The sequence below is a fragment of the Weizmannia acidilactici genome (assembly GCF_008974185.1).
GTDB lineage: Bacteria > Bacillota > Bacilli > Bacillales > Bacillaceae_C > Weizmannia > Weizmannia acidilactici.
On the sequence record NZ_BKZP01000033.1, the window covers coordinates 1 to 13516 of the forward strand.

At 46.2% G+C, this 13516-nt stretch carries 13 protein-coding genes; 2 read left to right on the plus strand and 11 right to left on the minus strand.

What is annotated here, in order from left to right:
* From BpJC4_RS12835 to BpJC4_RS12870, 8 genes are all read right to left on the minus strand, one after another.
* Positions 1–251: UPF0236 family transposase-like protein (locus tag BpJC4_RS12835; RefSeq protein WP_172968368.1), on the minus strand; the 251-nt coding region annotated here is incomplete at its 3' end.
* A 143-nt stretch (positions 252–394) separates the two neighbouring features.
* Positions 395–841 (minus strand): cyclic-di-AMP-binding protein CbpB, encoded by a 447-nt coding sequence (gene cbpB, locus BpJC4_RS12840; protein WP_151681395.1) that lies wholly within the window; start codon positions 839–841, stop codon positions 395–397.
* Positions 842–1025: 184 nt separating this feature from the next.
* Entirely contained in the window at positions 1026–1277 is a 252-nt protein-coding gene (locus BpJC4_RS12845) for a YkuJ family protein (RefSeq protein WP_151681396.1), read from the minus strand.
* Between the two features lie 473 nt (positions 1278–1750).
* Positions 1751–2641, minus strand: coding sequence for an acetamidase/formamidase family protein (locus tag BpJC4_RS12850; protein WP_151697993.1), 891 nt, complete (start codon positions 2639–2641; stop codon positions 1751–1753).
* 22 nt (positions 2642–2663) lie between these two features.
* Positions 2664–3428 carry a 2,4-dienoyl-CoA reductase gene (fadH, locus tag BpJC4_RS12855; RefSeq protein ID WP_151681398.1) on the minus strand — a complete coding sequence of 255 codons (765 nt, stop codon included), beginning with the start codon at positions 3426–3428 and terminating at the stop codon, positions 2664–2666.
* Positions 3429–3565: 137 nt separating this feature from the next.
* A complete protein-coding gene (locus BpJC4_RS12860) occupies positions 3566–3781 on the minus strand; it encodes a hypothetical protein (protein ID WP_151681399.1) in 216 nt (71 codons plus the stop codon).
* 172 nt (positions 3782–3953) lie between these two features.
* Complete coding sequence (locus tag BpJC4_RS12865) at positions 3954–5633, minus strand: EAL domain-containing protein (RefSeq protein ID WP_151681400.1); 1680 nt, start codon at positions 5631–5633, stop codon at positions 3954–3956.
* Between the two features lie 184 nt (positions 5634–5817).
* Positions 5818–8928: an MMPL family transporter gene (locus tag BpJC4_RS12870; protein ID WP_151697994.1), complete on the minus strand. Its 3111-nt coding sequence runs from the start codon at positions 8926–8928 to the stop codon at positions 5818–5820.
* Between the two features lie 185 nt (positions 8929–9113).
* Here BpJC4_RS12870 and BpJC4_RS12875 point away from each other — a divergent pair, with 185 nt between their 5' ends.
* The gene (locus tag BpJC4_RS12875) at positions 9114–9581 is read left to right on the plus strand and encodes a YkyB family protein (protein WP_151681402.1); all 468 of its coding nucleotides are present in this window, start codon (positions 9114–9116) and stop codon (positions 9579–9581) included.
* 88 nt (positions 9582–9669) lie between these two features.
* Here BpJC4_RS12875 and BpJC4_RS12880 read toward each other — a convergent pair whose 3' ends face one another.
* Both BpJC4_RS12880 and BpJC4_RS12885 read right to left on the minus strand, forming a co-directional pair.
* Positions 9670–10572 (minus strand): chemotaxis protein, encoded by a 903-nt coding sequence (locus BpJC4_RS12880; protein ID WP_151681403.1) that lies wholly within the window; start codon positions 10570–10572, stop codon positions 9670–9672.
* A gap of 162 nt (positions 10573–10734) precedes the next feature.
* Positions 10735–11211: an RDD family protein gene (locus BpJC4_RS12885; RefSeq protein ID WP_151697995.1), complete on the minus strand. Its 477-nt coding sequence runs from the start codon at positions 11209–11211 to the stop codon at positions 10735–10737.
* A 180-nt stretch (positions 11212–11391) separates the two neighbouring features.
* Between BpJC4_RS12885 and BpJC4_RS12890 the strand changes: the two genes are divergently transcribed.
* Entirely contained in the window at positions 11392–12546 is a 1155-nt protein-coding gene (locus BpJC4_RS12890; RefSeq protein WP_151697996.1) for an aminotransferase A, read from the plus strand.
* Between the two features lie 42 nt (positions 12547–12588).
* Here the strand turns inward: BpJC4_RS12890 and BpJC4_RS12895 are convergent, their stop codons facing one another.
* Positions 12589–13452 carry an NAD(P)-dependent oxidoreductase gene (locus BpJC4_RS12895; RefSeq protein WP_151681406.1) on the minus strand — a complete coding sequence of 288 codons (864 nt, stop codon included), beginning with the start codon at positions 13450–13452 and terminating at the stop codon, positions 12589–12591.
* Positions 13453–13516 lie beyond the last annotated feature (64 nt).

Consider the following 13516-nt stretch of genomic DNA (forward strand, 5'->3'; position numbering starts at 1 on the left):
CTGTCATGCATTAATGTGCGTTTAAAGTACACATTTCCAAACAGAAACTGAATGCTTCTGCCATCACGTCTGCAGTACTCCCAGCCTTCTTCGAGTTTCTGCTCTGTTATCATCCGGTCTAATTTCACAAATACGTCCCCTACCAGTTGCGTAAAGACCTCCTGCATAAAAATATTGAACTGCTCTTCAAAATCGATAAGGCTCTTTGTATCCTTTAATAACTCAGCAATTTTTGATATAATGTTTTCCATGGGAACACCTCTTTCTAAATGTATTCGCGTGGTAGCGCACATTAAATGATAGAGTGTCTTCCTATTTTTTTCCACTCATAAGTCCCCGAGTAAAATTTTACACATACAAGAAACCGCGCATTTGATTGCGCGGCGGCCGTACTCTAAAAATGGTTTAGTTTATGAATATGATGGTTTAACTCTTTTAACAGCGAACGCCTCGTAAAAATACCGGCAAAAAACCCTTCGTCATCTTCTACACACAAAAAATTATGGTCGACAAGCCATCTTAATGCTTTTTCAAAATTGTCATGCACATTGAGCCTTGGGATATTCCGGTTCATCACCGCTTCTACTTTAATTTCGCCCAGTTTTTCGAATTCAATCCTCTCCAGGCCGAGAATCGAATCGGTAATCATCGCTGAACTGATCAGGCCGTGCAGCCGATATTGCGCATCCAGCACCGGCACCGCGGAATATCCGCTTTTGGTAAGCACCAATAAAGCGTGTTCCAAATTATTCCCAATCTGCACATGGGCGACCTTTTCTGATGGAATCATAAAATCAATGATTTTAGGTTCAAGAAACTCGTGGCTCTGTAAAGAGATCATCGTGCAAAAATCCCCTTTTCTTCATTTTTTTCAGGTAACAAAAACCATTAAAGAGGAGAATGCTGAAATTTATCATGTTTGCCATCATGGATGTAAAGATATAACCGATCTTTTATATTTTATCATAAACAGAAGCGGATTGACGAAAGAAAAACGCCCGGCTAGATGCCGGGCAGACCGATTTTTAGCTGTTCGAACCTTCCTGGACAATATCAAAAATTTCAATCGCGGCGATATCGAGATCGTCAAATTGGTATTTGTTGGCGTGTTTCTGTCCGTCGTAAACTTCCAATTCAAATGTGCCGTTCTGTGGGAAAAATTTCACCTGGCACAGCGTTTTTCCGTTTACTTCAAAACGTCTTTGCTGAACTTCGCCTGTATCTTTCGCTTCCTGCATTGCCTGCAGCCTTTGGATAATTCCTAGTAGTTGAGACATAATGGACTCCTTTCAACGAACATGAGTGCCCTTCCTGTTTTTGGAAGTTTATACAATCCCTCTCATCAGCAACGAATGTGATTTTACTATCCCATACGAATTGTACAGTAAATCTTAAACTTAGGAAAGGGACTGACGACAAATTTTTTCATTTTGCAACGTTTTCTTGCCTTATTTTATCCTAAAATCCGCACGGCATTGAAAAAATTTTAAGCGTTTATGACAGATTTCGATTTGCTAACCGTAAAATTTTTAAAATAAAGGGGCAGTCCTAAAAGCCGGTAAATTGGCCAAAGGACACCCCTTTAATAACAAAATTTTTGATGATCGCGAAATTCACTCGCTTTCCGCACGCGTCGGGAGCCTCCTCGCCCGATACCTCAGCACGAGGGGGCTCGCTTTTCCCGCAGGATTCCCGAAAATTTCGCGATCATGATCTCTACTTTTCAGGGCTTTGGGACAGCCCCTTTAGTTTAAAACAAATCCGGCAAAATTTCTTTCGGTACCGCAATCCTTACTGTGGCAAGTGGGTTTACAATTTGGCTGATTTCCAGGCCGCATGCGGCGCTGAGCAGCCTGTACGCATCGTTAAAGATAAGCCCATGCGCATCCGCAAGCCGGCGCACCGCAATGCGCATCCCTTTTTTTGCCGCCAGTTCAATATTCTCTGCCGATGAAACAAAAAACCAATTGTCTGTTGTTTCGACAACCGGGATGCCAACCGGAACCGCGCCATCCCATTTCGTACACTCGAGCGTAACTTTTCCGCCGATTTCCACACCGGATCCGTCCAGTTCCCCGTCTCCCATTGCGGCGTGGAGATCACCGAGCGCAAGCAGGGCGCCTTCATGGAAAACGGGCAGGTACAATTTTGAACCGACCGTGATCCACTTCGTATCCATATTGCCGCCATGGTCGCCGGGCGTTTCGCACAGGACTGACCCTTCCGCCGGTGCTACGCCGATCACCCCGATCATCGGCCTTGCCGGAAATTGGAGCCGGCTGTTGAACAGTATTTTCCCGTCTTTCACCGGGATAATACGTGTATCGGATTCTTTCACGTCCCTTCCGAGCGCCCCCATCCCCGGATAAAGCACCATCACACCAACTTCGTTTAACGAAATATCCTTTATTTCCACACAAAGCGTATCGCCTTTTTTTACGCCTTCAATATAAATCGGGCCGGTTGCAGGATTTATAAAAGGGATATCTACTTCCGTCCGCAGCTGCGACGGGGAAGTAATTTTTCCGCAATAGCAGTCGTACGTTTCCACAGCAAATGTTTCGTTCAATCGGACTGTATACGCCGGTTTGTTTTCCGCCGAAAAATGGGTAATAAAATGTTCTTTTTGCAGTTGTTTCATTGTCCACTCCTTCCGCGGCCATTTAAAAAGGATGCTGGTTCAGCCACTGGCCGCCATCCATTGTAATGACTTCCCCATTGATATAAGACGCTTGGGGGGAGAACAGGAAATAGGCGAGTTCGGCAATTTCCTCCGGTGTACCGAGCCTGCCGAGCGGGACACTGTTTAACGTCCTTTTCGCCGCTTCTTCCGATACCCAAAGCTTATCGGCTCCGCCCGTCCTTTCAATTGGGCCGGGCGCAATCGCATTGACACGGATACCGTATTTTCCGCCCCATTCGACCGCCAGCGTGCGCGTCAAAGACAGTACGCCCGCTTTCGCCGCTGCAGAATGGGAAACGCCTGCTCCCGCCCTCCATGCATAAGTGGCTACCATATTTATGATACTTCCTTTTCTCTTTTTGTCTATCCAATAATTTCCAACCGCATGTGAACAATAAAAAGTGCCGTTTAAAACAATATTGATCACCGCATTCCAGCCGTTGACCGACAATTTTTCTGCAGGACAAATAAAATTTCCGGCGGCATTGTTGACAAGAAAATCTATGCGTCCGAACTGCCTGTCCGCCTCCGTCACCATCCTGCGCACATCTTCCGGGTTTCTGACATCCATTTGAACCGTCAGCGCATCCGGAGTAATGGCGAGCAGCTCCTCTTTCATTTTCGTCAATTTTTCCTCATCCCTGCCTGTGATCACAACTTTCGCCCCGGACTGCGCAAACTTTAATGCCATCGCTTTTCCCATTCCGTTTGATCCGCCTGTAATGATGACCACCTTTTCTTTCATCTTTTCTCCTCCCTAGGATGAATGAATAACCATTCATTTTATTTTTAAAGTTTTTAACGGGCAATCGCATGGATCTGCCCGTTATTTGCCGTTTTGTGCTGCCCCGGCGGCCATTTGGCTTGCGGGGCGCAATAAAACTATAAATCTCTTTTTAATTTCAGCAGGGATTCGTGCATTTTCGTTAACGACCGGATAATCGTTTTTTTTCGGTTATAGCCTTTCACAACGACCGTTAACCCGTTATATTCCGTAAAAACCTGCCCCCAAGAACTGTCATGCAAAAATCCGTAAACATAAATCTTAATATATCCCTCTTTGGCAGGAATAAAAAACATATCCATTCGTTCGCTCATTTTTGCACGCTCCTTTCGCCGTCTAAAGCGCGGCTCCGTTTCCCGGCTGCAGAACGGGGGTGCCGGTTTGTGTAAAAGGAACCGTCTTGCTGCATCATCTTATCCTATACAATACAATGTACCATTAGTACGGCAAAAAGAAAATATTTTTTTGCAATTCTGCGGGATGCTTTTACAGAAAAAACCGTTTTTCCACTTCTTCAGCGGTGATCGGCCGGCTGAAGAAATATCCTTGCGCTTTCTGGCAACGGACGGACCGCAAAAACTGCACCTGTTCTTTCTCCTCAACGCCTTCCGCCACCACTTCAAGCCCAAGATGGTGGGCCAAATGGATGATCGTTTTTGTAATCGCCACATCTTTTTTACTAATTTGCAGTTCACGGACAAAAGACTGGTCGATTTTTAAAATGTCTACCGGAAATTTTTTAATATAATTCAAAGAAGAATAACCCGTCCCAAAGTCATCGACCGATATCGTCAGCCCCATGTTTTTCAGCCTGTTAAGCATCTTTAATATATTGTCCTTGTCTTCCATCGCCCCTTCCGTAATTTCGATTTCAAGTGCAGAAGGCGGAAGACCGTATTTTCTCAGTGTCTTCCCGATAAAACCGGGCAGCCCCGGATCGAGAAACTGTTTTGGCGAAATATTGACAGCGACCCGGATATCGGCCCGCCCTTTTTTGCGCCATTTAGCGAGTTGGGCGCATACATGGTTGATCACCCATTCACCGATCGGAATGATCAGCCCTGTTTCCTCTGCGAGCGGAATGAATTTCAGCGGCGGGACATTCCCGAATTTCGGGTTATGCCATCTTAAAAGCGCTTCAAAACTTTTAATCCGACCCGTCTTGAGCTGCACCTGCGGCTGGTAATTGATTGTCAGCTCGTTTTTCTCAATTGCTCTCCGCAAATGGGCTTCCAGCATAAGATAATTATAGAAATCTGTATCCATATTTTTGCTATAAAAACGGAAATGGCCTTTTCCGCTTTCCTTCACTTTAAACAGCGCTGTATCTGCATGTTTGATTAATGTTCCCACTTCTTCCCCGTCTTCCGGATAAATACTGATCCCGATGGAGGGGGTAAGAAAGTAATCTTCGCCATCGATTTTAAAAGGTTCATAAAAGGCAGCCAAAATCTGCTCTGCAATTTTTTCAACCTCTTCTTTTGGGTGGCCGGAAACGACCGCAATAAATTCATCGCCACCCTGGCGATACACTTCATAATCATGAAAGGGAAGCTGTTTCAACCGCCGGGCCGCCAGCTTCAAGATTTCATCACCAACATGCTGGCCCAAAATATCATTAAAATACTTAAAACGGTCAAGGTCGAGATATAAAACAGCAAGCTGCGGCCCGCCTGCTTTTTCCTTCCCGGTTTTCTTTTGAAGTTGTTCGAGCAGTGCGCGCCTGTTCCAAAGCCCTGTCAAATGGTCGCGCATTTGGAAATATGTATGGGAAAACGGCAGTTGTTTACCGTCTTGAATCAGCTCTGTTATTTCCCTTGTGATCGCAATCACCCATTTGCCTTCATGTACGCCGACTAAAGATGTGTGGAAGACACGGTTGCTGTCCGGCCCGTGGATAAAATGGACCGGCCTTTTTTCTTCCAAGGCGGTTTTGCAATAGTGCTCGAACCGGGCGGCTTCCCCTTCCCCCAAAACTTCGTGTAAAAACTTGCCGATTTCGGCCGTATGCTCATCTTTGTTTACATAGGCAAATTTAAATGCCGGCCCCTGTTCCACTTTTAAAATGCTGACCGTATCATAAAACTGGGACAGGAAATCCCGGCTGAAAAAAGCTTCAACTTGAAGATCATGAAATTTCTCTCGTGCTGCTTTCGCTTCGTCCATAATATCATCCTTTTTATCCCGATTAAAGGGAAATATGGCCACCACGGCGTGGGATTTCCACATTTCCCGGCAAATGCAATACATTTGGAAAAATCTACTTCTATTTTACAGGGAAAAGCAAAAAAAGAATAGAAAAAACGGTGAAAACGGGTACAATAGAACAAGCGGATACCCGCCTGTTCTTTTATTCCTTACTGGCGATAAATGGCCACCAATTTGCCTTGCCGAGCACTTTTACGATTACCGGAACGAAGAGCGGAAGAATGACAAATGCATAGAGCAACAATCCTGTCAGCGTCAGTGTTGCAATTTGGAGCAATGACAAAACACCGGACGGCATCATTGCTGCAAATGTGCCAGATAAAATGATTGCCGCTGAAATGATAACAGTACCCATATTTTTCATTGACAGCAAAATTCCTTTGCGCACCGGCAAATCCTGATATTCATTGAACCGTTCCATCAGGAAAATCGAGTAGTCAGTGCCAAGCGCTATTAAGATGACAAACCCGAAGAACGGCACCGCCCAGCTGATCCCAGGGTAGCCAAGCAAATGCACAAAAATGAGTTCGGCGAGCCCGACGGAAGCATAGTACGTCAGCAGCAGGGAAGCAAGCAAATACAGCGGCATCATCAATGACCGCAGGAAAATCATCAGCGCCAGCGTCACCCCGATCATCATATATGTAACGGTGCGGCTGTAATCCGCTTTCGACATTTTGTTTAAGTCATGATTAATGCTGGATACCCCGCCGATGCCGATATGGGCATTTTCCAGTTTCGTCCCTTTCACCGCATCTTTAACGGCCTTGCCGATGTCATCGATTGTGGCCATCGCGCCGTTTGAATATGGGTTTTCATTCAATGTGATGTTAAACGTCACCATTTTCCCGTCTTTTGAGATATAGTGGTTCAATGCTTTTTGGTAATCGGCGTTGGCCAAAAGCTCATCCGGAATATAGATGCCGGACTGTTCCATGGTTGTTTCATCCGATAAATCGTTCAAATAAGAGCCGGCATCATAAAGCCCTGCTTTAATTTTGCCCAACCCTTTCGCGCCTGAATCCAGGCCGTCCGACAACTGGTTGATTTTTGTACCGAATGTGTTGAAGCCGGACTGCAGACGTGCCTGCCCGTCAGCGATGCCCTGAAGCCCTTTTTGGATCGACGGAATTTTTTGGATCACTTGGTTTTGCCCGTCAGCTGTTTTGTTGATGCCGGACTGTAACTGGTTTAGCCCCTGGATGATTGGCGTAAAGCCATCCGCAAACTGGCCGAGGGCGGTTGAAATGGCTCCAAGCTTTTCATTCACCATCTCCAGTGTGGATGTCATCGTATGAATCCTGCTGTACAATTCGGCAATCGTACCACTGCTTGAACCGATGCCGAGCATGACCATTTCTTGCTGCAATTTTTGGAACTGCGGATCATTCTTCACTTCCGGATGGTCTTTTAAAAATGCTTGATAGGATGCCTCAAGCGTTTGCAGCTGTTGCGGGATGTCGCTCGGCAACTGGCCGGTTTGCTCGATAAACTGGTTTATGCCGGTTTCGACCTGCTGGTATTTTTCATAAAGCTGATTAAAGCCGGATTGCAGTTCCCTTGCCTGGTCCTGCGCTTTTTTTACACCGGTTTTCAGCTGTTCCGCACCTTGCGACCCGCTTCTGATCCCATTTTCAATCTGGCTGAGCGATGTATTAAGATCCCCCATGCTGGCTGCGATTTTCTCCGTTCCCGTCTGCAATTGGCCGATGCCGTCCGTTGCTTCTTTAAATTTCGATTTGGAATCTGCTAAAAACTGTGACGCTTCTTTCAGCCCTGATTTGATTTTGCCGATGCCGTTATTGCTTTTTTCAATACCTTCGCTTAATGTTTTTGCCTGGTTTTTGACGTAAATTTCTTTCATGATGCTGCCATCCGGCCTTGTAGCACTTTGCACCTGGGCGACATCCTTGACCTTATCGAGATCCGCGCTTATTTTTTCAATTAAGGCCAGATAATCTTTTGATTTGACGGATTCGTCGTTTTCAAGCACCACTTCGACCGGCATCACTTTACCTGCGCCGAAACTATCAGAAATGATATTGAACGCTTTTACGGCGTCATATCCGTTGCCGAGTTCGTCCAATGAATTGAATGACAGCTTTCCGTCATAGCTGACCGAGAGCGGGACCGTCAAAAGTGCAACGATCGCGAGGGCAAGAAACGGCCTTGCAAGCGAAAAAAGCCCGGCCCGTTCCCAAATTTTGCTTTCGCGGTGGGAAATTTCCCCACGTACCGGCCAGAACAGCCCCTTTTTCAGCGTAGCCATGAAAAACGGCACAATCGAAAATAATGCGCACAAAAGTACGACCACCCCGATCGCAACTGCGGAAGCCGACTGGTACAATTTAAAGCTGGCAAGCCCGATCGAAGCAAAACCGATCAGAACCGCAATGCCGCTAAACAATACCGTTTTCCCTGCCGACTTATAAGTAGTGGCGATCGCCGGAAGCACTTCATTTCCTTTTGCCAGTTCTTCTTTAAACCGGCTGAGCAGCAAAATGCAGTAATCCGTGCCGATCCCAAACAAAACGGCGACAAGGAAAATTTGCGTAAAATTCGAAACCGGGAAATCAAACTTGTCTGCCAAAATCGCAACAATGAATTGGCTGATCATATAAGAAATCCCGACGGTTAAAAGCGGAATAATAGGCGCAACAACCGACCTGTACACAAGCACGAGCACCACAAGAATAAAAATCACCGTAATGGTTTCCGTCTTTTTCAGCCCTGCTTGCGAGCTGTCCGTCACATCCTCATTGATCAGTTTGTTGCCTGTCATCATCGCCTCAACACCCGGCGTTTGGACCGCTTTTTGCAAATCAGCGCGGACACTTTTAAAAGGCTTGCCACCTGCATCGACCTGCGCCACAACCATCACCGTTTTGCCGTCTTTTGACACAAGCTGGCTTTTTAGGGAAGGATCGTTAAAATGTGTGGTCATATTTTGGATCGCGTACTGTTTCTTATTGCTTTCCAATCGCCCGACCGTGTTCCGGATATGATCCATATCTGAAGCCGAAAGCTTTTCCCTGCCATGAAACACAATCATGACACTTGTTGTATCACTGCCTGCATCATCGTGCCGGCTTTTGATCTCATCCGCTAAAGATGATGCATAGCCTCTCGGGACCGTGATCTGGCCTTTTTCACGGACTAACGGATCCATTGCCGGCGCTTTCCATGCCAATAAAATCCCGGCAGCAGCCCATAATAATACTACAACCCACCTGAACTGCACAATTCGCTTCATGAATAGAATCCCCCCCTGTTCCTTGTTTTGCCGGAAATAACTGATATGCAACGATTATAAAGAAAACGGCTGTATTAGTATGTAAAAAAATTGGAATTTTAATTAAGTTTACTTTCCAAAGTCTGTGGAAAGTAGTATAATTAACGAAAAAGTAAAATTATTTAAAAACGAAAGGAGTTCTATATTTGGATTCGCATAAACCTGCTCCATTGCAACCTACAATCCAAAACCTCTCTTATGCTATATTCACGGTCAATCGCCATGCGAAAACCGCTACCGACCCAAAATTTTTATACCTTTTGAAGAAAAAAGCCCTCGAAAAAATGATCCAGGAAGGAAAAGCGCTGAAAGTCGGCCTGCATTTTTCGGAACATCCGAAGTACAGCCAGCAGCAGTCAGACGTACTTGTCCGGTGCGGCGATTATACCTTCCATATTCCGCCTTCAAAAGCGGATTTCAAACAACTTCCCCATCTTGGAAAACTCGACCATTCGACAAGAAACCCGAAATGCCACATGTCCCTCAGCCAGGCAAAACACTTGTTGCAAGTTTATACAGGGCTGAAAGAAAACCAGCATCCCGGGCAGCTGCCCCGTTCCGGCAAAAAAACTTACAAACCTGTTTTTAAAAAACTGGGCGAATCGTTCTTCTAAACCAAGAACGGGCAGCGGATGGCGGGAAACGCGAATCAAATATTGCATAAAACCCCCCGGCACAAGGCAGGGGGCTTTTCGTTTGCCCTCACAGCACATGTTCGTCAATCGAAAGGATCAGTTGATTGATTTCAGGTTTGCTGATTTGTGCATCTGCACCGACCATTTCCCCCTTGTGCCGCAGTGTGTCGGTAATCAGCGAGGAAAAAATAATGACCGGCAATACGTTTAATTCGCTGCTTTGTTTAATTTTTTTCGTCAAATGGTGGCCGTCCATCAGCGGCATTTCAATATCCGTGATGACAAGCTGCACTTCATCGGTAACGTTTTTCCCGCTCTCCGCGATTCCGACCAAATAATCGTACGCCTCTTTTCCGTTTTCAAAAAACTCAATTTTTTCATATCCCGCTTCAAGCAAAGTATCGTGGAGCAAACCGCGCAAAAGGCCGGAATCTTCCGCAATCAAAATCCGTTTATTGCTCCGTTCCCTTTTCCCGAGTTTTTTCACATCTTCCACGCGGATGCTTGTTTGCGGGTTGATTTCCGCAATGATCTTTTCAAAATCAAGCATCAGGATCATATCCCCGCCATTCTTGATGACCCCAGTGATGTGCGAAGATGCACCCGTATACATTTCGGACGGCTTCTCGATCTGGCCCCAGGAAAAGCGGTGGATTTTTGTTACACTGTCCACATGGAATACAATTTTTTGCTGATTGAATTCCGTGACGATAAATTTATCGTTTTCACCCATTTGCACCTGCTGCCCGAGCACTTTGCGTAAATTGACAACGGGCAGCACTTCCCCGCGCAGCTGGATGATCCCTTCAATATAAGGATGGGCGTGCGGAATCGCGGTGACCGGAACCGGCATAATAATTTCCTTGACTTTAATCACATTAATGCCATAATAGCTCCCGCCGGCATGAAACTCAACGATTTCTACTTCGTTTGTCCCGCTTTCCAGTAAAATGCCCTGCTCTTGATTCATGGTCCTGCCCCCTCGCGTATTTCTCATTATCACATGGACGGTTTTTGTATAATACTGGCAAATGGGCCTGCAAATGAAGCACTTCCCATTTCCGCCCACATCTTTTATATCGGCAAAAATTGCGAGGATTTCACTACACATCCGGCAAAAAGGGGAATGGCTTCAATCGTTGATGATCACATACGTGCCGGCGATCATATCATGGAGCGCCTGTTTTTTCTCTGTAAAAGCAGCCAAAAGATAACCGATGTAAAATACAGCTGACAAAGACATCGCCAAAGCCCTTCCGAGTGCGCGCCAAAATGAGATGCGCCCGCCATCGCTGCCGATAATTTTCAAACCGAGCGCCCTTTTTCCGAGCGTTGCCTGCCACTTGGAAGAATGGAAAATGGCGAAGTACAGGGAAAAAACGAACGCGGATACAACCGCCGCAACCGCAAAACAGAGCGCAAAAGCAAAATCCTGCTGCGGGGTAAAATCCTCTGACCCGGATCCGCCGATCACGGCAACGGATACGATGATGATGCCGAAAAATACCACAGCGGAGGGAATGCTGACAATCAATAAATCTATGAGATAAGCGGCAAAACGCAGCCAAAAACCGGCGTATCTTCTTTCAATCATCTGGCTCTCTTCCATTTTTTCAACTCCAATCCTTTTAAATATATACGATAAAAATGAGAAAATCATTCATTTTCGGTGAAAAAGGTCTCATTTCTTTACCCGTAAAAATTTTCCGTCAAACCAAATGCGTGGTAAGATAATAAGGAATGCCATACATATACAGAAAGCTGCACTGTTAAAGGAGGAAATGAGTTTTTGGAACATTTATTGAACCCGCATGTACTGGAGATTGAAATTTCCGGAATCCGTAAGTTTTCAAATATGGTTGCAGATATAGAAGATATCGTTTCTTTTACGATCGGGCAGCCCGATTTCCCGACACCGGAACACGTCAAGCAGGCAGGCATCCGTGCGATTGAAGAGAATGCAACCACTTATACCCATAACGCCGGCGATCTTGCTTTACGGAAGGCGGCCGCCAAGTTTGCGGAAACGAAATACGGGCTTTCTTACAAGCCGGAAACGGAAGTGATCGTGACGATTGGCGCCAGCGAGGCAATCGATATTGCTTTAAGGACGATCCTTACACCCGGTTCTGAAGTCATATTGCCCGGCCCGGTTTATCCGGGATATGAACCGGTGATCCGCCTGTGCGGCGCTGTACCGGTATACGTTGATACAAGAAACAGCCAGTTTAAGCTGACGGCGGATTTGATCCGGGAGGCGCTCACGAATAAAACAAAATGCATCATACTCCCATATCCTTCCAACCCTACAGGGGTAACTTTGGAAAAACGGGAATTGCAGGAAATTGCCGATCTCATCCGCGGCAAAGAATTATTTGTTCTTGCAGATGAAATTTACAGTGAACTGGCTTATGATATGCCGCACGCTTCCATCGCTTCCTTTTTACGGGAACAGGCAATTGTCATCAACGGCGTTTCAAAATCGCATGCGATGACCGGCTGGCGTATCGGCTTCGTATTCGCCCCGGAACAACTTGCCAAACATATTTTAAAAGTCCACCAGTATAACGTATCATGTGCCTCCTCGGTTTCACAAAAAGCGGCGCTTGAAGCATTGACAGCCGGCATCCATGATTCGGAAGAGATGAAAAAAGAGTATCGAAAAAGAAGGGAATTTGTGTGCAAAAAGCTTGCAGAAATCGGCCTCCATTATGTAAAGCCGGACGGCGCTTTTTATGTTTTTGTCCAACTGCCAAAAAAATATAAAGGATCGTCTTTCGATTTTGCAGTTGAAATGGCCCAAAAAGACAAAGTCGCGGTTGTTCCGGGCAGCGCCTTTTCCAAATACGGCGAAGGCTGGTTCAGAATGTCGTATGCATGCAGCTTGGAAACGCTCGAAAAAGGGCTTTTGCGCATGGAAAAATTTATTTCAAACCTCAATTGAGCAAAAAACCCGCCGGAAAATTTGTCCGGCGGGTCTTCCCTGTTATTCTGCCCAATACTTGATTAACGCCTGCGTACCACTGTTTTCTTCCCCCTTTTGGGCAAGCTCCTCATATAATTTTTTGCTGAGGGCGAGGCCCGGCAGGTCAAGCCCCATTTTTTCCGCTTCATCCAGGGCGATTTTCATATCTTTAATAAAATGTTTGATAAAAAAGCCCGGTGAATAATCGCCTGCAAGCATTCTAGGCACGAGGTTGGACATCGACCAGCTTCCGGCCGCCCCCGCACTGATGGATTGCAGTACTTTTTCCGGATCGAGCCCGGCTTTTTGCGCATATACAATCGACTCCGTCACACCGATCATATTGGAAGCAATCGCGATTTGATTGCACATTTTTGTATGCTGGCCTGCTCCCGGCCCCCCCTGCAGGACGATATTTTCGCCCAGAACGGAAAAAATCGGTCTGGCCGATTCAAACACATCTTCATCGCCGCCGACCATGATTGTCAGTGTCCCTTTTTGGGCGCCGATGTCCCCGCCGGAAACAGGCGCATCCAAAGCTTTCAAGTTTTTCTCTTTTGCAGCTTCATAAATTTTTTTCGCTAACGTAGGCGTTGACGTCGTCATATCGATCAGTAGCGTTCCCTCTTTTGCGGCGCCAAGCAGCCCATTTTCCCTAAAATAAACTTCTTCTACATCATGCGGATACCCGACCATCGTTAAGACGACATCCGCTTTCGCAGCCGTTTCCGCGGGCGTGGTACACCATTCGGCCCCCTGTTCAAGAAGTGGGGCTGCCTTTTCTTTTGTCCGGTTGTATACAAAAAGCGGATATCCTGCTTTCAGGAGATTCTGTGCCATACTCCGTCCCATTACACCTAATCCGATAAATCCGATATTTTCCATTCTTATTCCCCCGTTATCATGAAATTCTTTGCAGCCCGCCGCGGCGCATTGCATAGTTCCTACA

Bases quoted from the DNA above. Each gene is read 5' to 3' on its own strand.
- cbpB (WP_151681395.1), bottom strand. From the start codon at position 841: ATGATCTCTTTACAGAGCCACGAGTTTCTTGAACCTAAAATCATTGAT.
- BpJC4_RS12845 (WP_151681396.1), bottom strand. From the start codon at position 1,277: ATGTCTCAACTACTAGGAATTATCCAAAGGCTGCAGGCAATGCAGGAA.
- BpJC4_RS12850 (WP_151697993.1), bottom strand. From the start codon at position 2,641: ATGAAACAACTGCAAAAAGAACATTTTATTACCCATTTTTCGGCGGAA.
- fadH (WP_151681398.1), bottom strand. From the start codon at position 3,428: ATGAAAGAAAAGGTGGTCATCATTACAGGCGGATCAAACGGAATGGGA.
- BpJC4_RS12860 (WP_151681399.1), bottom strand. From the start codon at position 3,781: ATGAGCGAACGAATGGATATGTTTTTTATTCCTGCCAAAGAGGGATAT.
- BpJC4_RS12865 (WP_151681400.1), bottom strand. From the start codon at position 5,633: ATGGACGAAGCGAAAGCAGCACGAGAGAAATTTCATGATCTTCAAGTT.
- BpJC4_RS12870 (WP_151697994.1), bottom strand. From the start codon at position 8,928: ATGAAGCGAATTGTGCAGTTCAGGTGGGTTGTAGTATTATTATGGGCT.
- BpJC4_RS12880 (WP_151681403.1), bottom strand. From the start codon at position 10,572: ATGAATCAAGAGCAGGGCATTTTACTGGAAAGCGGGACAAACGAAGTA.
- BpJC4_RS12885 (WP_151697995.1), bottom strand. From the start codon at position 11,211: ATGGAAGAGAGCCAGATGATTGAAAGAAGATACGCCGGTTTTTGGCTG.
- BpJC4_RS12895 (WP_151681406.1), bottom strand. From the start codon at position 13,452: ATGGAAAATATCGGATTTATCGGATTAGGTGTAATGGGACGGAGTATG.